Origin of the sequence: Yinghuangia sp. ASG 101, from assembly GCF_021165735.1 — a bacterium.
Lineage (GTDB): Bacteria > Actinomycetota > Actinomycetes > Streptomycetales > Streptomycetaceae > Yinghuangia.
Map to the genome: position 1 here is coordinate 7799858 of NZ_CP088911.1, position 20056 is coordinate 7819913.

Here is a 20056-nt window from a genome sequence, read left to right on the forward strand (position 1 = left end):
ATCCCCGACGGCGACGTGCCGTTGCGCGGCCGCGCGGGCGAGCCGCGGGAGAGGGGGGGAGAGCCGAGGCTCGACCGGCGCCCGCGCCGGGGCGGGCCGGTTCGGTGCCGGTGGCCGGTCCGCGCCCGGCCTCGTGGACGCCGGAGCGGCGTGGCGCGGCGGCGGCCGTGTGGTCCTGCACGAGGATGACGCGTGCCGCGGGCGTCCCGCCGCGGCCGGCCCGATCCGGATGCCGAGGACGACGAGTGGCGTGCGGGAGCGGCCATGGCGGTGCGACGAGTCGGCTTGGTGGTGCACGGCGGGCGTACGGAGGCCGTGGCGGCGGCGCGGGTGGTGCGCGCCTGGTGCCGGGACAACGCCGTCGCCTGTGGGGACATCGATGTGTGGGACGACGGCCGGCGCGGCAGTGCCCGCGACGAGATCGAGGCGGCCGGCGACCCGGATCTGATCGTCACCTTGGGCGGCGACGGAACCTTTCTGCGCGGTGCCCGGCTGGCCGCCGTGAACGACGCCCTGGTCCTGGGCGCGGATCTGGGTCGGGTCGGTTTCCTGACCGAGGTGCCCGCCGAGGACGTGCGGACCGCCTTGGACGCCGTGCGGGCGGGGCGCGTGGAGACCGAGAGCCGCATGCTGCTGACGCTCCGGGCGTCGCGTCGGTTGGAGATGCCTCCCGACGTCGCGGAACTGCTCCGGTACGGCCGCGGCCCCATGCCGCCCCCTCCACAGGTCCGCACCGACTGCGAGGCCGACGACGAGTGGGGCGTGGCCCTGCACATCGCGGCCCTCAACGACGTGGTCCTGGAGAAGCTGTCCCGCGACCGGCAGGTGTCGGTCGGCGTCTACATGTCCCGGCGGCTGCTGGCGTCGTACTCGGCCGACGCGCTGCTGGTCGCCACGCCGACGGGATCGACGGCCTACAGCTTCGCGGCGGGCGGGCCGGTGGTGTCGCCGCGGGCCGAGGCGATCGTCTTCACGCCGGTCGCGCCGCACATGGCGTTCGACCGCTCGGTGGTGGTGGCGCCGGACGAACCGATCGGCCTGCGTGTCCTGGAGCGCTCGGGCCAGGCCGCGGTCAGCGTCGACGGCCAATTGCGCGGCGTTCTCGACCCGGGGGACTGGATCGCGGTGTACGCGGCGCCGCGGCGGCTGCGCGCGGTGCGCCTGGGGCCGAACGACTTCTACGGCCGCCTGCGTCGGCGGATGAACCTCACCGACGCCCCCGCGGCGGTCGCGGACGGCACCGCGGCACCGCTGTGGTCCGTGACCACCCCGCCGCCCGCGGATCTCGCCCACCTGACTCTCTCGCCCGCGTCTCCCGGGGCGGACGACACCTGATCCGCGCCGACGAGGACGGTCGCCCGAGGACGGTCGCCACACAGATCGCCACCTTCGCCGAACGGCACCCGGTGTACGCGGTCGACACCATCGACGACCCCGGCCGAAGCGTCCAGACCGCGGTGATGACGGGCTCGGCCGACGCGGCCGCTGGCTGGACCAGACGCTCGCGGGCCTCGGCCTCGACCGCGTCCACCTGGTCGGGCAGTCCTACGGCGGCTGGCTGGCACTCAACCAGGCGGCCCACAACACCGACCGGATCGCCAGCGCGACACTGCTCGACCCCGGCGGCCTGGAGAAGGTCCGCGCCGGGTTCTACATCAACATGGTCGCGGGCGCGTTCGCGACGGCCGCGCCGCGGCGGCTGCGCCCGTGGCTGGCCCGCAGGCTCGCCCAGCCCGCGCTGGTGATGGACCCGAGGGACCTCGCGCCGGTGATGATCGGAGCCCGCAGGTTCGGCCCGCAACGCAGCGCGGCCCGACCCTTCACGGACGACGAACTGCGCGGCGTCAAGGTCCCGTTGCTGGCCCTCCTCGCGGAGCGCAGCGTGCTGCTGCGCCCGGAGCGGGCCCGGGACCGCGTCCGGCGCCTCGTGCCCGGCGCCGAGGCCGAGATCGTCCCCGGGGTCGGACACGGACTCACGCTGGAGCAACCGGAGTTGGTCAACGCCCGGGTGCTGGGGTTTGTCGAGGGCGAGCGCGGCTGAGGACGCCGGGGGCGCGGAGTGTCGGGTGCATCCGCGGTTGGTCAGGCCGGGGTGCCGAGGTTGGTCGAGGGCGTCCCCGGCTGAACCCGGCAGAGTGCCGGGCCCGCCGCGGTTGGGCATGCCCGGGTGCGGAGGTCCGTCGAGGGCGAGCGCGGCTGAGGACGCCCGGCGCCGCGGTGTGCCGGGTCCACCCGCGGGCCGGGCCCGTCCCACCACGGGCCGCGCGATTTCTCCCCCGCGACATCGGGCGACCGTCCCGTGGGCGCCCTTCGCCGGGCCCGGTCGCGACCGCCCGCGGTGGGGGGCTTCGTCACCACGCGGGATCGTGCGCTCCCGCGCAGGTCGCGGTGTCGCGGGCCGTGTTGCCCGCGCTTCCGGCTGAACGCCGTTCCGGCGCAGGGCCGTTCGACCTCGCGCCGAGAGGCCGTCCGATGCTCGCCGGGCGTTCACGGTGTCAACGTCCCGCGTCCGACCGGTCGTCGGCGTGGGCCCGTGCCCCGCGGTCATGCCCCCGCGGCGGCCTTGGCGGCGTCGTAGCGTTCCTGGGCCGTGATGACGCCGGCCATGTTCGCCTCGATGAACTCGATGAGCCCGCTGAGGCGTTCGACGACGCCGCTGCCGAACTCGGTCAGCCGGTACTCCACGTTCGGCGGGATCGTCCGGCGCACCTCGCGCACCACCAGGCCGTCGCGCTCCAGCGCGTGCAGCGCCTGGGCGAGCATCTTCTCGCTGATGCCGTCGACGCGCCGCCGCAGGGCGTTGAAGCGCATGTCGCCGTCGGCGAGCGCCACCAGGACCAGGCCGCCCCAGCGACCGGTGACGTGTTCCATCGTGGGGCGCGAGGGGCAGCCCCGGGCGAACACGTCGAAGACGACTTCCTCCAAGCCGTCCTCGCGTGCCGTCGCCTCGCTCCGCGTGCTCTCCATGACCGCAACGGTACCTCGGTCCGCTGCGTCCGCGTCAGCGCTCGCCGAAGGTTTGTACTTTCCAGAAGTTAGTGCAAGACTTTCGGTAAGCGCGGTGCGGCCGTCCCGGCCGTACCGCACCGCACGTCCCTCGAGGAGAGACCACCGTGATCGTTGTCACCGGGGCCACCGGACGCCTGGGCCGTCGGACCGTCGAAACCCTGCTCGCACGCGGGGTGCGCGCCGACGGCATCGCCGTCGCGGTGCGCACCCCCGAACGCGCCGCCGACCTGGCACGGCAGGGCGTCCAGGTGCGCGAGGGCGACTACGACCGGCCCGACACCCTCCCCGCCGCGTTCGCCGACGCCGACAAACTGCTGCTCGTCTCCGCCAACGCGCACGACGACACCCTGCGCATCGCCCAGCACCGCAACGCGATCGCCGCCGCGCACGCCGCCGGGGTGGGACACCTCGCCTACACGTCGATCGTCGACGCGGACACCAACCCGCTCGCGCTCGCGACCGTGCACAAGGCCACCGAGGAGGCGGTGCGCGCGAGCGGCCTGCCGTTCACGCTGCTGCGCAACGGCTGGTACTTCGAGAACTACACCGCCGGCATCCCGGCCGCCGTCGAGCGGGGCGGCATCGTCGGCACCGCCGCGGACGGGCGCGTCGCCGCGGCCTCGATCGCCGACTACGCGGAGGCGGCGGCCGTCGTGCTCACCGGCACGGGGCACGAGGGCAAGGCGTACGAACTCACCGGTGACGCGTCCTGGACGCTCGCCGACCTGGCCGCCGAGATCGCCCGGCAGTCCGGCACCGACGTCACGTACACCGACGTGCCCGCCGGGCAACTCGCCGAGATCCTGGCCGGTGCCGGCCTGCCGCAAGGCCTGGTGCCGCTCCTGGTCGACGCGGAGGTCCACACGCGCGGCGGCGCGCTCGGCCGCGTGACCGACGACCTGCGTACCTTGATCGGACGCCCGTCGGCCACGCTCGCGGAGGCGGTCGCCGCGGCGCTGAAGAACTGACGCCGCCGGGGGAGGAGGGGCATCCCGGCCGGCGGCCGGATGCGGTGCGAGGTGCCGAAGCCGTGGGAGGCGCCGAGCCGGACGGGGAGTTCGGCGCCGAGACGACCGGGCGCACTGACCGGCCGCACCGACCGGCCGGGCCGGCCCCCGGCCTGGGGACCACCCGCGCCGGTGCCCTCGGCGGAAAGGCCCACGGCTCCGCGCGGCACGAGGAGTTCGCGCACATTCGGGAGCCTGCTCCGAGCCCGCCGACACCCCTCGGTGCGCGGCCGAAACCGGTTGCACCGGCCCCCCTCAACGCGCCGATACTCCCTCATGAGCAGATTCGCCGAGGTCGTTGTGCTTGCCCTGGACGCGGACGAGGTCATGGAGCCGCTGACCCGCGACGACCCGGCGCGCACCTGGTACGGCCGATTCGTTCCGATCGAGAGCCAGTGGGGTGGTTCCTTCGGCTGCGGGTGGGCCGTGGAGTTCGAGCGCATGCGCAACCGCACCGGTCTCCTGAGGCACTTGGAGTCGCTTCCGTGGCCCCGCCCCGGCAGCGTCCAGGTCCTGATCCACGACCAGGACGACGACTGCTTCGGCCTGTGGATGCTCCGGGACGGCAGGTTGGTGGAGGTCCCTCTTCCGCACACGCAGCGGATCCACCCACCGGCCCCGCCCCACGACGACGACCCGCCCGACCCGGGATACCTCGTCCGGACCGACCAGGGCCGACCGCTCCCCGCCCAGACCCCGCCCGACCGACGGGACCCACGCCCGGCCTGGTGACCACGCGAATGGCTCCCGCCTGACGCGACCCCCGACGAAGAATGCTCGCTGTGTGACCCACGCCACACTGGGTTCCTGTCAGGAATCGACGCGCCGTCCCGCTCAAGTCGCGAAGGGCAAGCGAATCGACGGGAGCGAGACATGAAGCACCGCATTGTCGTCCTCGGCGCCGGGTACGCCGGGGCGTTCACGGCCGGGACCCTGGCCCGCCGGCTGTCCCCGGCGGGTGTCGAGATCACCGTGGTCAACGCCGTGCCGGACTTCGTCCAGCGGCTGCGGCTGCACCAGTTGGCGGCCGGGCAGGACATCGAGGCGCCCCTCCTCGCCGACGTCTTCGGCGGTACGGCGATCCGGCTGCGGGTGGCCCGCGTCACCGCGATCGACCCCGAGCGCCGGGTCGTCGCCGTGGCCGACGCCCACGGCGGCGGCCGAGTCGAATACGACACGCTGGTGTACGCGCTCGGCAGCCACGGCACCGGCCACAGCGTCCCCGGCGCGGCCGAACACGCCTTCGACGTCTCCGCCAGGCCCTCGGCACTGCGGCTGCGCGAGCGTCTGGACGGCCTGGGCGAAGGCGGCAAGGTCGTGGTCGTCGGCGACGGGCTGACCGGCATCGAGACCGCCACCGAGATCGCCGAGTCGCGGCCCGGCCTGTCGGTGGCGCTGGTCGCCCGCGGCGAGTTGGGCGCCCGGCTCTCCGACGGGGCCCGCGGCCACCTGCGCCGGGCCTGCGTCCGGCTGGGGGTCGCCGTCCTGGAGCACACGTTCGTCGAGGGGGTCGAGGCGACGCGCGTGCTGTGTGCCGACGGCACCGTCCTGGCGTCGGACGCGACCGTGTGGACGGCCGGGTTCGTCGTCGCCCCGATCGCCGCCGCGGCCGGGCTGGAGGTCACCGAGGACGGCCGGATCGTCGTCGACCGCACCATGCGGTCGGTCACGCACCCGGACATCTACGCCGTCGGCGACAGCGTCCACGCCATCGGCGACAACCGCCGACCGCTGCCGATGTCCTGTGCGTCGGCCGGCTACACCGGCCGGCAGGCCGTCGAGGCGATCGTGGGCCGCCTGACCGGCCGCAAGATCGTGAACGCCAAGCTGGAGTACCTGGCCAACCACATCAGCCTCGGGCGCCGGGACGCGATCCTGCAGATGGTCGACGACGAAGCACAGCCGAAGCCCAAGCACATCGGCGGACGGAAGGCCGCGCGGATCAAGGCGGGCATCGTCAGGATGTCGCTGTGGGCCACCGCGCACCCGACCTTCGGCCTGCCCAAGCGCAGGCACCGGCTGGCCGCCGTGCCGGATACGGCGCCCGCGGCGAACCGGGCGGACTCCGCCGAGAGCGCTGCCGCGTAGCCGCCGCCTAGGGTGGTCCGCGTGGACAGTACCGCCATCGACGCCATCGACACCGGCAGGTTCGAGGCCGGCCGGAACCGGCTGGCCTCGCTGGCCTACCGGCTGCTGGGCTCGGCGGCCGACGCCGAAGACGCCGTACAGGACGCCTTCCTGCACTGGCAGGCCGCCGACCGGCGGCGGATCAAGGTCCCGGAGGCCTGGCTGACCAAGGTCGTCACCAACCTGTGCCTGGACCGCCTCCGCTCGGCACAGGCCCGCCGCGAGCGCGCTGTCGGGGCCTGGCTGCCGGAACCGCTCCTCGACGGCGACCCGATGCTCGGCCCCGCCGACACGTTCGAGCAGCGCGAATCGGTCTCGCTCGCCGTCCTGACGCTCATGGAGCGCCTGACGCCCCTTGAGCGGGCCGTCTACGTCCTGCGCGAAGCGTTCTCGTACGGCCACGCCGAGATCGCGGAATTGCTGGACATCGGCGTGTCCGCGAGCCAGCAGCACCTCCACCGGGCCCGGCACCGCATCACCGTCGCGCGGCGCGGCGGCGAGGTCGACCCGGCGTCCGCGCGCCGGATCGTCGAGGAATTCCTCGCCGCCGCCACCTCGGGCCGCATCGAGAAACTGGTGGCGCTGCTCACCGACGACGCGACCGCGATCTCCGACGGAGCGGGCCTGACCGCCAGGCTGCTGGAGTACGACACCCCGCGGCGCGTCGCCGCCATCGCACGAGCCGGCTTCAAACCCGCCCCCGGGAAGCGGCGACTCGTCGGCGGCACCCCCGCCATCCACTACGCGCGCGTCAACGGCACCCCCGCCGTCCTCACCGTGGTCGGCGACCGGGTCGTCGGAGCCGTCGCGTTCGACATCACCGGCGGCAAGATCGCGACGGTCCGCGGCATCGCCGCTCCCGCCCGCCTCGTCCGCCTCACCGAGGCCTGGCGCCACCACGACGCGGACCCGCCGCTCATCGCCCGGTGGTGACCCGGCCCCCGACCCGCCGTACCCCGGTCCTCGGCGGCTCGGGAACTCGGGAAGAAGAACGCGGCCTTCCCGCCGTCCGGCGACGGGAACAGGAAGCCGCCCCCGGTGTCACCGAAATTGACCGCGAAAGGCAGGTGGCAGGAGTCGAGTTGGGCGACCAACCGCCGGCCCGCACCGGGCGGGTCGTCGCCCCGCAGCCGGACCGGCACCACGTCGGGGCCGCCGAGCCGGTTCATCCGGATACCGCCGTCGTCCGCACGGGGTCTCCGGTTGTCGATCGACCTACTGTGCGACCAGACCACGGAAGTTGTCGCGCGCCACCGACGGCCGGTGTCGGCGAAAGATTCCCCGGTCCGACGGCGATGAGTTTCGGCGCTCTCCGGGGTCTCCATCCGAACGACCCCGACGACAAGGAGAACCCTGATGGCCAGGATCATCTACTGGATGAACACCTCGATCGACGGCTACATCGAGGATGCCGACGGCAACATGGACTTCCTGACCCCGGACGACGAGTTCCACCAGGCGGCGAACGACCACATCCGCCGGACCACGGCGTTCCTGTTCGGCCGGCGGCTGTACGAGGCGATGGAACAGCCCTGGACCCAGGACCTCGGCGGCGAGGAAGCACCAGCCGTCGAGCGGGAATTCGCCCGGCTGTACCAGGAGACACCGCGGTACGTCTTCTCCGACACCCTCCGGAGCGCCCCCGCGGGAGTCACGATCGTCCGCCGCGACGACGCCGCGTCCACGGTGACGCGCCTCAAGCACGAACTCGACGGCAACCTCCAACTCGGCGGTCCCGAACTGGCCGCGTCCCTGGTGGACTTGATCGACGAATTCTGGGTGTACGCCTTTCCCGTGATCGTCGGGGGCGGCAAGCCGTACCTGCCCGTGCGGGAGAAACTGCTGCTGCGTCTGGTCGAGCACCGCTGCTTCGCCTCCGGAACCACATTCCGGCGCTACACACGAACCTGACGGGCCCACCCCGCGCACGGGCGTACGCGCCACCGGCCGTACGCCCGTGCGCGGCCCGCGTCCGGGGGCGACGTGTCGGCGCGTGCCGGTTCCATGGCGCCGAACCCGGCGGCGACGCCGAAGCCTCGGGGCTTGGCCGCGGTTCACCTGCCTGGTTCCGCCCGATCCCGCGAAAGGCACGACGTGACGCGTAGCGACCCCCGCACGGACCAGGACGCGCAGCGGGCCGCGCAACGTGCCGCGCTCGACCACGTCCTCGCGCTCACCGTCCGAACCTCGTGGGCGGACGCCTTGGTCCTGCGCGGCAGCATGGCGATGCTCGCCTGGGCCGACGCGCGGGCCCGCGAGCCGGCCGACCTCGACTGGGTCGCGGCTCCCGGGCCGGTGCCGGTCCACCCGCTGAGCCCGTACCCCTATGTGGACGACCTCGACGCGGTCCGGTACTGGCCCGAGGCAAGCCACGGGGCCGCGGAGTACGAGCTGTTCAAGGACGAGGCGGAGAGCTTTGCGACCGGGGGCCTGCACCCGAGAACGCCGCCGGAAGGCACGCGCTGGATCCGGCCGCCCGAAACCGACGACCGCGACGACCTCGTCCGCGAACTGGTCGGCCTGCTGGACGCGAGCCCGGACACACCTGGGGGCCACCCAGCCGACCTCCCCGGCGGGTCGCCCACCAGCCGACCGCCCGCCGTGCGGTTCGATCCCCGGCGGTACCGCATCGACCCCGACTGGGAGTACACCGAGTACGTCGTCTCCACCGAAAGAGGCGGTGGCGTCAGGGTGTCGCTGCCGTGGACCGGTGAGCACGGCACCTCCGGCGACGTCCAGGTCGACATCGTCTTCGACGAGCCGATGGAGGAGAGCCCTGTCCACGCCCTGATCCCGCGCGCCGACGGCCGCGAACCCACCCTCGTCCGCGCCGCGAGTCGCGAACTGTCCCTCGCATGGAAGCTGCTGTGGCTGCACCGTGACATCGCCCGCCACGGACAGGGCCGGGGCAAGGACCTCTACGACGCGGTCGTCCTCGCCGAGTCCCCCCGCACACGGCTCCGGCCGCCGCTGCTGCGCCGGGTCCTGCGCGCCCAGGGCGAGGTCGGCGTCGGCGACGTCACCCTGGAGCGCATATCCGCATGGGACGTCGACTGGGCCGGTTTCCGTGCCGACCAGCCGCAGGTCCGCGGGGACCTCGACAGCTGGCTCGGCCGGCTGGACCGGGCGGTCCGGCGCATGCTCGAAACGGACGGCGGCGAACCGGGCCCCGCGCGTGATGGCCGCGGCGCCTGCTGAGGCGTCTTGCGTCCGGCGGCCCAGCCGGATTGTGCGTGACGGCGGCGACGGTCGCCGCGTTGGCACCCGGCGATGCCGCGAAAACCGGTCGGTGTGGCGTCCGTTCGGTCGGTCGGTGGGAGCCGGGGCCGGGGGAGGCCGCGCTTCCGGAGACCGGACGTCTGTCGGCCGTGGCCTGGGGAACGCGCCGTCGCTCGTCCTTGCGTCGTCCCCAGCGGTCCGGCCGCCCGGCTTGAAGACGGAGAGGACCACCGCGGTCCACAGCAGAGCGGCGAACAGTCCCATCGCACCGACCAAGAGCACGCCCGTACTGCCCGTGTCGATCCGGCCGTTCGCGCAACGCGGCGCGCAGCGCGGCCCGCGGCCGGGCGATGATCTCGCCGCGGATCACCCGCAGGCTCCCGCGCGCGTTCGCCGGGCCGGCGCGGCGACGCCCCACGGCGGCTCGCGGTGCTGACCGGCAAGGAACGCGAGGTTTTGGTGCAGGTCGCCGCGGGAGCGTCGAACGCGGAGATCGCGGCGGCGCTGTACATGAGCGAGGCGACCGTGAAGACCCAGGTCAGCCGGATTCTCGCGAAGCCGGGTCTGGCCAACCGGGTCCAAGCGGCGATTCTGGCGGACCAGGCCGGGTTTCCGGACCGAGTACGCGCCGGGCGTCACCAGGTCCGCGCACGGTGAGGGTCCGGTGGAGGTCAGGGGGTCTGCTTCCTCAGCCCCGGCGCGCGGCCTTGCCGGCGTTCCGGGGCGGGGGAGAAGTCGGATCGCACGGTGCCACCGCCCGCGGTTCCGCTGCCCGCCCCGGCACGGTTCATCGGTCCCAGGCCGGCGGCGACCGCCTGCAACTTGTCGCCGTCGACGCCAAGGTTGGGCTGGGCGAATCCGCCCGACACCACGGCCGTGAGCCGTTCGTGTCGCTCGGCGACAGGGGCCGGCACAGGGGAGATCGGGCTCGAGGCCGAGGACTCGGCCCCGTCCGCCGACGCCTGCCCGACCCGCGGCGCGTCGGAGGAATTGACCGGGGCGTCCGCCGGGAGGCGGGTCGGGTACGCGGTGTCGGGGGCGTTCTTCACGGGTGGCACGGGGGTGGGGAGCGTGGTGTCCCGGCGGGCCGCCTCGGGCGCCGGTGTGTTCGCATGCCCGGCGTCCCGGCCGAGCGACCGCGCGATTCCCCTCACGTACTCCCCGTGGGCCTCGCGCCGCACCACGGAGATGAACTCCTCGGCCCGGGCGGTGATTTCCTGGGGCTCCCAGCCGAGGGCCGGGCCGGCGACGGTGACTTCGGCGACCGCCATCCCCGGAATATCCGAACTCCGCCAGCTACTGCTGAAGAGTCGCGTGCCGGATTCCTCGGTGTGCAAGGCCGCGGCGCGTGTGAGTTCCTGGCGCGTGCCCGGTGCCCAGACCTGGAACTGATGGGTGTGCGGCGGGTTCGGGAAAACGGCGAGCCCGTCGACGGCGGCCAGCGACTCGGCCACGACCGGGGCGTGGTCGACGTACTCGGGGAGCCGGGGGAGTTCCCGCTCCATCGCCATCACGGCGGGGAGCGCCACCGGCCAGAGTTCGTGTGCCCGGCCACCGAACTCGTGCCGCCACGCCTGCGCCTCCTGAATGAACGATTTGTCCCCGACCAGAAACGCGCCGGACGGGGCGCCGAGTGCTTTGTCGAGCCCCAAGTAGGCGGAATCGATGGCGAATTCGGGAAGGATCCGCTCCAGCGGAAGGCCGAAATGCCGGGCGGATTCCCACAATCGTGCCCCGTCGACGTGGACGAAGGCACCTCGGTCGTGCGCCGCGTCGACCACGGCTCGCAGATCCTCGGCGGCAGGGAGCAGGAAGCCCGGTTCCCGCAGCGGAAGTTCCAGGAACACCGAGCCGAACTCCCCGGGATGGGACCGCACATCGTCGGCGGTGAGCTGGTCCGGTCCCGGTGTGACCACGCGCGGCTTGAGCCCGGAGACCTCGACCATCGCGTTGTTCTCCCAGCGCAGCGGATGCGCGTACGGATGGATCGCGACCGCCCGGGAGCCGGTGCGGTCCGCCCAGACCTTCAGGGCGGCCTGCTGTGCCATGGTTCCCGTGGGAAACAGCAGCGCCGTCTCCACGCCGAGCAGTTGCGCGGCCCGCTCCTCCGCGATCCTGACGAGGCCGCCGTTGCCGTACTTGTCCGGAGGGAGGTCCGCGATACCGGGGTTCTCCGCGAGCCAGGCCGCCTGCCGCAGCACCTTCTCGCCGATCGGTTCCGGTGTGTGGCCGGACAACACCTTGATCCCACGTGCCTGGTGCGTCTGCGGCGCGGTTCCCTTGGCATTCACCGGGGTCAGTCTGCCAGTGCGCCCGTGATTTGCCCATCATGGCAATCGACTGTCGTTCGGGGAAGGTCACGTGACGCCGTTACCGTGCGAATCACGGCCATGACCGAGTTGTTCCGAGCTGTTCCGACGAACCCGGCCGACCTGCCGAGGCAACGTGGGTCACCGTCCTCCGGTGGCCGGCCCGATGCTCGGCGGAGAACCCCCACCGCTGTCCCCGCCCACGCCGAGCGGCAGCAACGCCTGGGCGGCGCCCGCGAGTTCGGGACTGGCGGCACCGTGCCTCAGGCTCCCGTACAGGGTCCCGAAGGCGAGTGGCACGTTGAGCCCGCGGCTGAGGGCGTCGTCGCACCGGCGGAGCGCAGGAGCCGTTCCCCGCCAGTGGGCCTCCGTGGACGGGGTGCCGCCCATGGCGGCGGCGTAGGTGTGCGGCAGGGGCGGCGGAGGCGGCGCGGGTCGGGACAGCGCGGGAAACGACGGCGCGGGGCGCGGCTGCATCCGTGCGACCAAGAGGCGCAGGCGACGGCGTGCGACCCGCGCGTCCTGGAACAACCCGTGACCCGCGTGGAGGTCGGCACACCGGAACCGGCGAGGGTGCCGGTGATGGCCCGCGACGAGCAGGGCGAAGCGAACGTCGGCCGCGGTCAGCGTGCCCCCGACGACATCGGCGACGGTCGGTACGCGGCCGGTGCGGTGTGCGCCGTCGTGGTGGCACGCCCCGTGTACCTCCACCGGGCCGACGACCACGCGGCACAGCGGCTCGACCGGTCCGGCCGACCCTTCGGGCTGTCCAAGGACGTCGATCCCGAACGGGCCACCCTCGCGCGGGTACGGACCACGGAAGCCATACCGGACGCCCACCCGATAGCCCTTCCAGACCAGGAAACGCAGCAACGCGTCCGCGACCGCGGCCAACCGCTCCTGCCCAAGGCCACGCACTTCCGGCGCCACCCACGGCAGCCGCAACGTGAGCATCCCGGTCGGCGGTGGCAGGAAGACCAGCCGCCCCGTCACGCCGTCGAACAACCGGATCGCCCTGCCGTGCTCGGCCGGGAACTCCACATGCTGAACCTCCATCGCGCCAGGCGCACACGAACCCCTCACCCACGCACCCTCGCACACCCTGTCAACAGGTGCCTCCCCCTTCATCGGCGGTGCGGGGGAGCGGTCTCCCGGAGAGGCAACTGTCACATCCACGACGGTTCGTCCGTTCGGTTCGACGCCTGATCCGGGGGCCCCGGTTCTCGCGTTGCGGGATGCACCAGAGGGCGCGCATCAACCGTCTGAAGAGGGACCAGGCGGTCCCGACTCGGGTACGACAAGCTTCCTGTTCCGCTGCGAGGCCACCATTGCCGTCACCATCGACGCGATCGGTGAGCGGCTGCGAGCCACGAGTCCACGCTCAATCAACCCCCAGATCGTACGCCTGCCGTGAGGCCCTCATCGCCGGCTCGTGCCGCTCGGCCCATGCGGTGAGTCCTGCCAGGTACTCGTACAACTCCCGTGCCATCGCGGTCGCCTCGTACTCCACTTTCGGCGGCACCGTCGGATACACCGTGCGCGTCAACAGACCGTCGCGTTCCAAGCTGCGCAGTGTCAGGGTGAGCATCCGGCGGCTTATGCCGTGAATCGCCCGCTCCAACTCGGTGAAGCGCACAGGTGCGTGATGAACCTCCATGAGGACGCTGATGCTCCACTTGCCACTCACCCGATTCAGTACATCGAGCACCTGGCACGCTTGGGTGACCTCGGTCGGCTCCGTTACACGGATGTTCCGCCGTGACATAAGAGTGCCTTCTTCCGCTGGATTCCATGGTCACTCAACATGGTCTCGTATCAAGAAGTGCCGCAAGAGGCACGCAGCTCAGACGTAAGGAACCAGGAGCACCCATGTTCACGACGCTCGACGAGTCGACGCGCAGGCTGCTTGACGGCAGGAACTTCGCCACCGTGTCGACGCTCGACGCCGATGGCGGTCCCCAAGCCTCGGTGGTCTGGTATCAGCGCGATGGCGACACGGTTGCGTTCTCGTCGACCGAAGACCGGGCGAAGGTACGCAACCTCCGTCGCGACCCCCGCGTCAGCATCACGGTCTTCGCCATGGACAACCCCTATCACTCGGTCGAACTCCGGGGCACCGCAGAGATCGTCCCGGACCCGGCGAAGGAACTGCCGCTGGCGCTTTCGTTCAGGTACCTCGGTGAGGCGCCGCCACCGGAGCCCGACGAGATCGTGCGGGTGATCGTCCGCGTGACGCCGACCAAGGTGAACAGGTTCGCGGTCTGAAGGCAGTGCCAACGCTCCGCGCGTCTGGCCGGACTGAGCAGGCCAAGGGTGTCGAAGGCGAACGGCATCGGCCGCCTCGGACGTGGCTCGGGTGATGCCTCCAACCGGTGGGTCCGCGGACGTCGGCGTCCGCTCTGGCGCTTCGCTCGGTACGCGGTCGCCATTCCCTGATTCGCTCCGCCGCCCGCCCGTGGCAGGACAGCAGAGACGCAGGCTAGATATCCGCGATATGCGCGTGCCATCCTGGAAACGCGATCGGTCCTGTGCGTTTCGCGGACAATGCGATTGGCAGGGCATTTTGATACTCTCGGCAATTGGTTGATGTGCACAATTGATCCAGGCGTCAAGTCTGAGTACGCCCGTACGGATTCCGCCATCCGCTGACCGCGATTTTCCTGCCTTTCTTGTCACCGCGCTCGGCGGTTTCCGGAGTTCCCGCCGCGTGCTTAGGGTTAATGGCAGGCCGTATTCGCGTGCGCATTCCGCGGCGGCCCCGCAGGACCGGACGTTCGCAGCTTCCAGACGTTGGAGTGACCTCACCATGAGCGGTACCCGGATTCCGATCGCGGCGACGGCGACGGCGACGTTGACGGCGCCGGAGGCCCGGCCCGGCGAACCGCCCGGTGGGGGCGGCGTGTCGATCGGCGCCGGCGCGGGCCCCGGGAGACGGTCGTATCGGGGACGGCCCCCTTCGCGACGCAGGTCGGGCCACGTCGGAGGGCTCGTGTGCGGCGCCGTCCCGAAGCGCGGCGTCCGCGACCGCGGGCGCCGGAATCACTCCGGATCCGGCGCGTGGCGCGAGTCGTCCCCTTGTCTTCCGCCGAATTGGTTTCCCTCCGGAAAGCGCGGTCGCGGGGAGCGCGCTTTCCGGAGATCCGCGGCCTCGGTGCAACAATTGACCGACGTGGGGCAGAAAGACACCCCGGATTCCACTCGCGGTGCAGGAGGCATCTCGTCCCGGCACCGCGCGTGTGCCTACAGTCCCGGCAGTGTCGACGCCAGGCGACGGTATCGAACCGCGTCCGGCAGCCCGAAGCGCGCTTTGTTCGCCCGTCGAGTACAGGAAGACCGGCAGTGATGTCCACCATGACATATGACCGCGACGGAACGGCGTCCCTGTCGGGGGGATCGCCAATTCCCACCACCGGGCGCATTCTTTACGAGGGGTCCGATCTCCGAGAGATCCACCGGCAGGTCTCGACGCATCTCGCCCCGCACCACCTGCTGCTCGAGTCCGCGTCCCCGCTCGCGGCCCACTTCCGCCTCGTGCACCGCGGCGAGGTGTCGTTGTACGTCCTCGCGTACGGCACCGACATCGAAGTCATCGCCGGCGCGGGCGAGTTCTACCAGGTGCACTTGGCCCACACGGGCGGAGGCGCGTTAGTCGTCAACGACCGGCAGGTGCCGTTCTCCGCGGCCATCACCGGGCCCGGGGACCGCGTCACCCAGCAGTGGGCGGCCGACACCGTCGCGCTGATCGCCCGCATCCCGCAACGGGTCGTCGACATGGCGGTCGCGAAGCAGCTCGGCCACCGTCCTTTGTGCCCCGTGCGGTTCGCCGTCGAGATCGACGAGACCGTGCCGCTGTCGCGCCGATGGCTGGCCCTGGCCACGGACTTCAGCGAGGCCGCCGCGGTGGGCATGCTCCACCGCTCGCGCTTCATCCAGATGCACTTCGAGCAAATGCTGGTGCACGGCCTGTTGTTCGGCCAGCGGCACAATCTCTCCGCCGACCTGATCCAGCCCACGGCCCTGCCGATGGCGCTGCGCCTGGCCCTGGACTTCTGCAAGACGCACGTCCGCGATGACTTGACCGTCGCCGACATCGCCGAGGCCGCGCAGACGAGCATCCGCCGCCTGCAGGAGCTGTTCCGCAAGCACCTGAAGACGACGCCGCTGACGTTCCTGCGGCGCCTGAGACTGGCACACGCACACGACGACCTGGTCGCGCTCGCCGCCGGGGAGGCCGAGGGCAGCGTCACCGAGGTGGCCACGCGTTGGGGTTTCACCCACCTGGGCCGGTTCGGCGTCCTCTACCGGCAGGTGTACGGCACCGTGCCCTCCCGGACGGCCCGGTACGGCGCGCCGGCGCCGCACGATCGGCCCCCGTACATGTGAACCACCGGACCGGTGCCGTGCGAGCGCGGCTGACGCGGCACCACCGGGCGACGCGCAGCGTCACCTCCCCACACGGCCCGGCGGGCCGGGCCCAGCGAGGCCTTGGCCCGCGCGGGCGGTGACGACGCACTCCGCGCGGATCCTCCCCGCCAACCGCGCACGAGGTGTGTGTCAGCCGCCCAGGACGGCCCCCCGGGCCCCCACCGGCGGAACATCCGTCCGCGCCCCTTGGCCGACCCGTCTCCAAGCTCCTGACGGCGGTCGGCGCCGTGGACCCCGGCGGCGACCGCCGTCGGAAGCCGATCGGAAGGCACCGCACAGCCGAGACCGCCGTCCGCCCCGGTGTGGGCAGACGGCGGTCTCGTCGCACTCATCTCGCGTCAGACGCTTGGCTGTTGCCCGCCCGGCGGGGTGTCGAGGACCGACCTCGTGACCCGCTCGGAGACGGCCGCCACGAAGCGCCGCGGGCGCCGCGGGGTCAAGTGCGCGCTCACGCTGTTGGCGAACCCCGGTACCACGTAGGCCAGATCCCGATCCAGGCCGCGCAGCCCCGCCCGCACGACGGCCTCCGGACTCATGAACCGGCCGCCGATCGCGGCCTTTTCGCCCATCCGATCGAAGAACCGCGTGCGGGTGGGCCCGGGGCACAACGCGACGACCCTCACACCACGGCGACGGTATTCGGCACGCAGGGCCAGGCTGAAGTTGAGCAGGAACGCCTTGCCCGCCCCGTACACGGCGAAGTACGGGGACGGTTGCAGCCCCGCGGTCGAACTGACATTCACGATCCCGCCGCGCCCGCGCTCGACCATGCCGGGGGCGATCACGCGCGTGAGCCCGACCACGCTCGCGACGTTGACCATCACCTGCCGGTGGTCCTCGCCGGCCGGAATCTCCTCGAAACGTCCGGCGGTTCCGAACCCGGCGTTGTTCACCAGCAGGTCGACCGCGATGCCACGCGCGGAGAGCTCGGCGGCGATCCGCCCCGGCGCGTCCGCCTCCGCCAAGTCCCGCACCATCACATGCACCCGCACACCGTGCTCACCCCGCAACGCGCCCGCCACCTCCTCCAAACGCTCCGCCGACCGCGCGACAAGAACCAAATCATGCCCACGACACGCCAGTTGCCCGGCAAACTCCGCACCAATCCCACCGGACGCACCGGTCGCCAGAGCAGTCGTCCCGCTTGTTCGCACCGTCATGGAGGACTCCTTCCGCACATCACTCAAATAGATAGTAGATAGTTTCGCTATCCATTATGCATGGGGAGTGCGTCCCTCGCTCGAAACGGGCCGACCGGCCATGGAACGTGGTCCTGGGGATCGCGGTTCGCGGATTGTCGGCAGTGTCATCGGGAACTTACGGTCGACGCGCATTGCCGACGTTGCTGCCTTCCGTAGCCCCGAAACCCCACCGGGGTGGGGCTCGGTCGCGTCGGCGGCACCCGGCGCCGACACGGGCGCCTTCAGCCATGCCCGCTCCCGCCGAACCGGCACTGATTCCAAGGTCATGATCATGCAATCCACACGCATTGCCCTTGTCTCCTCGACCGCGGTCCTGGCCCTTGTCCTCACCGCGTGCGGCAGCGACGACGACAAGGACGGCGCGCAAGCAGCCGCGTCGGCGACGACGGCATTCCCTCCCACCGCGACGCCCGGCGACGTGCCGTCCCCCACCACGACCGACCGCGGTGCCACCGGGGAGGCGGCCACCAACACTCCTGTGGATGCGGGGCAGTTCCCCACCACCGCGCCGGGCACCGAACTCAAGGTGGGCGAGAGCGCGGTCATCCCGTTCGAGCAGAGCAGCAAGCAGGGAGTGCTCCAGGTCACCATCACGGCCATCGAGAAGGGGACCATCGGCGACCTGACGGCCGCGAACATCAGGGTGAACGATGACCAGAAGTCGTCCACGCCCTACTACGTCCGGGCCACGATCAAGAATGTCTCGGACGCCGACCTCTCCGACGCCAGCCTGCTGGTCCCACTGGCGGCGCTCGACGAGGCCGGCCGCGACCTGGCCTTCACCACCGTCCTGGGGAGCTTCAAGAAGTGTCCGCTGCCCAGGGCCGAGAACTTCACCAACGGGGCCGAGGTTTCCGGGTGCAAGATGGTCATGGCCCCAGCTGGTGCGACCGTGGCGGCGGCCGGCTTCGACCTGCCGCGCAAGTCCTCCGGTGAGCCGGTCATCTGGAAGCCGTGACGCACACCTGCGGTCGTCCGAGTGGCGGTGGTGCACGGCCCGGTTCACGTCCCTGAAGGGTGTTCCTTGGATGTTCGGGGACAGGGCCTGGAGTGGCAACGTCCTTCGCGGAACCGCGCGTTGCCCGGGAGGGCGGGCCGGTCCCGCCCTCCCGGAGGCTTGGCTGCCGTCGCACGCCCCGCTGCCACCTGAGGTGACGGCGCTACGACCCGTCCTCCGGGTGGTGGAACAGGGGGTGAACACACCACAGTACGAGCGCGGATTCGCGGGCTCATCTGCGGGAATCACAGGTGCCGACGGCAAGGCCGCGCCGCGCATGGGACGAGACCGGCCCGACCGACCCCCACTCCGCCGCCCGTGACCGGCCGCGCGAGCGTCGCGCCGGACATCCCGGCGGTCGGTCAAGGCAACCATGGCCTCCGCGCGGCTCGCCAGGCTGCGCGCGCGGCTCGGCCCCAGAGCAGGCACTCCCCCTGGCTTCCCCGGCGCCGGCCGTGCCCCGCGAGTCAAGCCACGCAACTCCGCCCCGCGACCGCTTGGCGTCGCGTGCGCCCGCTTCTGCGCCGCCCCCGAGAGCGTGCAGCGGCGCGCCCGGGCGAGCAAAACCGTCGGCAAGCACGTCGGCCGCGTGCAGCGGCGAGGGCACCGGGCTCGATTCGGAATCGCCGTCCCTCACCCCGCCCCGGCCTCCGAGCCATCGGCGTGCCTACCGTGCCGGTCCGGAAGTAGCCCGGCAATTCCAGGAATCTGCGGCCATCGCCCCGAACGGCCTTTCTCCAGACCGTCGTTCGCGTCGCCACCTGGCGCCGTCGTCGCCGGCTCCCGCCCCATCGCGCCAAAGGCCAAGTGAACGTCAGCCTTCGGGCGCCTCGGTGTCCTGGTCGTCCCCTGGTCCGGGGGCGAAGTACTGCTGCGAGGTATGTTCCTGGGCCAGGCGCCGCAGCGTGCAGAAGACAGCGTCGCCGAGCACCGTGGCGACGGCCGCTGACTCCACGAGGTGGGCCAGGTCCTCGCGCCGCGAGACGAACGCGATCTCGGCGTCGGCGACCACGGACGCCGCGTCCGCGTAGTGGTCCAGCAGAGCCAGGTAGTCCTCCTGCCCCAGTTGGATGAACGCGGCCACGGCACTGACCAGAGCCTCGCGGGCCGGGTTGCCCTTCAGTTCGGCACTCCAGCGGCGCCGTTCGAACAAGGCGTCGACCTCGCGCTCCGCCTGACGGCTCGCATCGTCGCCGGGGGACGTGGCCGCGGTCGGCAGCGCGTACTGCATGGAGCCGAGGACCTTGTGCACCGACTTGTCCGGATCATCGAGGGCGGCAAGTGTGTCCTTGGCGCTCGCGACCGACAGCCCGCCGACGTCGAGCAGGGCGCGGATGAGGCGAAGGCGGTGCAGGTGGTGCGGCCCGTACTGGGCCTGATTGCGACCGGTCGGCTCGCCGGCGGGCAGGAGCCCTTCCCGCAGGTAGTACTTGATGGTGGGCGTGGGGACGCCGCTGGCGGCACTAAGGGCCGAGATGCGCAAAGCGCCCTCCGGGCAAGGCTGGACGGGAATCGGTCGGTGAGGCCTTGCGATTCTACCTTGGATAGTGAAACTATCCACTATCCGTCACGGGTGAACGGGCCGGGCGGAGTGAGGAGTGCATGCCGATGAACGCCGAATAGCGCCTGCCATCCGGCTCGACACCGTGCCACATCGCACCACGTGACCGATGTGGGGCAACGGTGCGCATGCCCCGGACATCGGCCGGTCTCGTTGCCGGACACCAGGCGAACACCACACGCCGCCGGCGCTTCCGGCGC

At 71.9% G+C, this 20056-nt stretch carries 17 protein-coding genes and 1 pseudogene; 12 read left to right on the forward strand and 6 right to left on the reverse strand.

Annotated features, from left to right (window positions below; translation table 11 throughout):
• Positions 1–264 precede the first annotated feature (264 nt).
• Positions 265–1335, forward strand: coding sequence for an NAD(+)/NADH kinase (locus LO772_RS33440; protein ID WP_231775780.1), 1071 nt, complete (start codon positions 265–267; stop codon positions 1333–1335).
• A gap of 130 nt (positions 1336–1465) precedes the next feature.
• Positions 1466–2041 (forward strand): annotated as a pseudogene (locus LO772_RS33445) (alpha/beta fold hydrolase); the annotation flags it as partial.
• A gap of 503 nt (positions 2042–2544) precedes the next feature.
• Here the strand turns inward: LO772_RS33445 and LO772_RS33450 are convergent.
• Complete coding sequence (locus LO772_RS33450) at positions 2545–2967, reverse strand: winged helix-turn-helix transcriptional regulator (protein ID WP_231775781.1); 423 nt, start codon at positions 2965–2967, stop codon at positions 2545–2547.
• 146 nt (positions 2968–3113) lie between these two features.
• On the opposite strand from LO772_RS33450, the gene LO772_RS33455 reads away from it, so the two are divergent.
• The 7 genes from LO772_RS33455 (at position 3114) to LO772_RS33485 (ending at position 10019) form a co-directional block, all read left to right on the forward strand.
• A complete protein-coding gene (locus LO772_RS33455) occupies positions 3114–3977 on the forward strand; it encodes an SDR family oxidoreductase (protein ID WP_231775782.1) in 864 nt (287 codons plus the stop codon).
• A gap of 315 nt (positions 3978–4292) precedes the next feature.
• Entirely contained in the window at positions 4293–4748 is a 456-nt protein-coding gene (locus LO772_RS33460; protein ID WP_231775783.1) for a hypothetical protein, read from the forward strand.
• Between the two features lie 141 nt (positions 4749–4889).
• Positions 4890–6104, forward strand: a complete 1215-nt coding sequence (locus LO772_RS33465) for an NAD(P)/FAD-dependent oxidoreductase (RefSeq protein ID WP_231775784.1) — start codon at positions 4890–4892, stop codon at positions 6102–6104.
• A 21-nt stretch (positions 6105–6125) separates the two neighbouring features.
• A complete protein-coding gene (locus tag LO772_RS33470; RefSeq protein WP_231775785.1) occupies positions 6126–7076 on the forward strand; it encodes a sigma-70 family RNA polymerase sigma factor in 951 nt (316 codons plus the stop codon).
• A 423-nt stretch (positions 7077–7499) separates the two neighbouring features.
• Positions 7500–8054 carry a dihydrofolate reductase family protein gene (locus tag LO772_RS33475; RefSeq protein WP_231775786.1) on the forward strand — a complete coding sequence of 185 codons (555 nt, stop codon included), beginning with the start codon at positions 7500–7502 and terminating at the stop codon, positions 8052–8054.
• A gap of 183 nt (positions 8055–8237) precedes the next feature.
• Positions 8238–9341: a nucleotidyl transferase AbiEii/AbiGii toxin family protein gene (locus LO772_RS33480; RefSeq protein ID WP_231775787.1), complete on the forward strand. Its 1104-nt coding sequence runs from the start codon at positions 8238–8240 to the stop codon at positions 9339–9341.
• A 450-nt stretch (positions 9342–9791) separates the two neighbouring features.
• Positions 9792–10019 carry a response regulator transcription factor gene (locus LO772_RS33485; RefSeq protein ID WP_331717295.1) on the forward strand — a complete coding sequence of 76 codons (228 nt, stop codon included), beginning with the start codon at positions 9792–9794 and terminating at the stop codon, positions 10017–10019.
• 14 nt (positions 10020–10033) lie between these two features.
• Here the strand turns inward: LO772_RS33485 and LO772_RS33490 are convergent, their stop codons facing one another.
• From LO772_RS33490 to LO772_RS33500, 3 genes are all read right to left on the reverse strand, one after another.
• A complete protein-coding gene (locus LO772_RS33490; RefSeq protein WP_231775788.1) occupies positions 10034–11653 on the reverse strand; it encodes a threonine aldolase family protein in 1620 nt (539 codons plus the stop codon).
• A gap of 159 nt (positions 11654–11812) precedes the next feature.
• Entirely contained in the window at positions 11813–12727 is a 915-nt protein-coding gene (locus tag LO772_RS33495) for a hypothetical protein (RefSeq protein ID WP_231775789.1), read from the reverse strand.
• 325 nt (positions 12728–13052) lie between these two features.
• Complete coding sequence (locus tag LO772_RS33500) at positions 13053–13436, reverse strand: winged helix-turn-helix transcriptional regulator (protein WP_231775790.1); 384 nt, start codon at positions 13434–13436, stop codon at positions 13053–13055.
• 104 nt (positions 13437–13540) lie between these two features.
• Between LO772_RS33500 and LO772_RS33505 the strand changes: the two genes are divergently transcribed.
• Both LO772_RS33505 and LO772_RS33510 read left to right on the forward strand, forming a co-directional pair.
• A complete protein-coding gene (locus LO772_RS33505) occupies positions 13541–13936 on the forward strand; it encodes a PPOX class F420-dependent oxidoreductase (protein ID WP_231775791.1) in 396 nt (131 codons plus the stop codon).
• A 1077-nt stretch (positions 13937–15013) separates the two neighbouring features.
• Positions 15014–16054: an AraC family transcriptional regulator gene (locus tag LO772_RS33510; RefSeq protein WP_231775792.1), complete on the forward strand. Its 1041-nt coding sequence runs from the start codon at positions 15014–15016 to the stop codon at positions 16052–16054.
• Between the two features lie 380 nt (positions 16055–16434).
• On the opposite strand, the gene LO772_RS33515 is transcribed toward LO772_RS33510, so the two are convergent.
• Positions 16435–17256, reverse strand: coding sequence for an SDR family NAD(P)-dependent oxidoreductase (locus LO772_RS33515; RefSeq protein ID WP_231775793.1), 822 nt, complete (start codon positions 17254–17256; stop codon positions 16435–16437).
• 313 nt (positions 17257–17569) lie between these two features.
• On the opposite strand from LO772_RS33515, the gene LO772_RS33520 reads away from it, so the two are divergent.
• Positions 17570–18256, forward strand: a complete 687-nt coding sequence (locus tag LO772_RS33520; RefSeq protein ID WP_231775794.1) for a hypothetical protein — start codon at positions 17570–17572, stop codon at positions 18254–18256.
• 853 nt (positions 18257–19109) lie between these two features.
• Here the strand turns inward: LO772_RS33520 and LO772_RS33525 are convergent.
• A complete protein-coding gene (locus tag LO772_RS33525; RefSeq protein WP_231775795.1) occupies positions 19110–19778 on the reverse strand; it encodes a MerR family transcriptional regulator in 669 nt (222 codons plus the stop codon).
• Positions 19779–20056 lie beyond the last annotated feature (278 nt).

What these genes read in the sequence shown, in the direction of transcription:
- LO772_RS33440 (WP_231775780.1), top strand. Translation starts at nt 265, where the DNA reads ATGGCGGTGCGACGAGTCGGCTTGGTGGTGCACGGCGGGCGTACGGAG.
- LO772_RS33450 (WP_231775781.1), bottom strand. Translation starts at nt 2,967, where the DNA reads ATGGAGAGCACGCGGAGCGAGGCGACGGCACGCGAGGACGGCTTGGAG.
- LO772_RS33460 (WP_231775783.1), top strand. Translation starts at nt 4,293, where the DNA reads ATGAGCAGATTCGCCGAGGTCGTTGTGCTTGCCCTGGACGCGGACGAG.
- LO772_RS33465 (WP_231775784.1), top strand. Translation starts at nt 4,890, where the DNA reads ATGAAGCACCGCATTGTCGTCCTCGGCGCCGGGTACGCCGGGGCGTTC.
- LO772_RS33475 (WP_231775786.1), top strand. Translation starts at nt 7,500, where the DNA reads ATGGCCAGGATCATCTACTGGATGAACACCTCGATCGACGGCTACATC.
- LO772_RS33495 (WP_231775789.1), bottom strand. Translation starts at nt 12,727, where the DNA reads ATGGAGGTTCAGCATGTGGAGTTCCCGGCCGAGCACGGCAGGGCGATC.
- LO772_RS33500 (WP_231775790.1), bottom strand. Translation starts at nt 13,436, where the DNA reads ATGTCACGGCGGAACATCCGTGTAACGGAGCCGACCGAGGTCACCCAA.
- LO772_RS33505 (WP_231775791.1), top strand. Translation starts at nt 13,541, where the DNA reads ATGTTCACGACGCTCGACGAGTCGACGCGCAGGCTGCTTGACGGCAGG.
- LO772_RS33510 (WP_231775792.1), top strand. Translation starts at nt 15,014, where the DNA reads ATGTCCACCATGACATATGACCGCGACGGAACGGCGTCCCTGTCGGGG.
- LO772_RS33515 (WP_231775793.1), bottom strand. Translation starts at nt 17,256, where the DNA reads ATGACGGTGCGAACAAGCGGGACGACTGCTCTGGCGACCGGTGCGTCC.
- LO772_RS33520 (WP_231775794.1), top strand. Translation starts at nt 17,570, where the DNA reads ATGCAATCCACACGCATTGCCCTTGTCTCCTCGACCGCGGTCCTGGCC.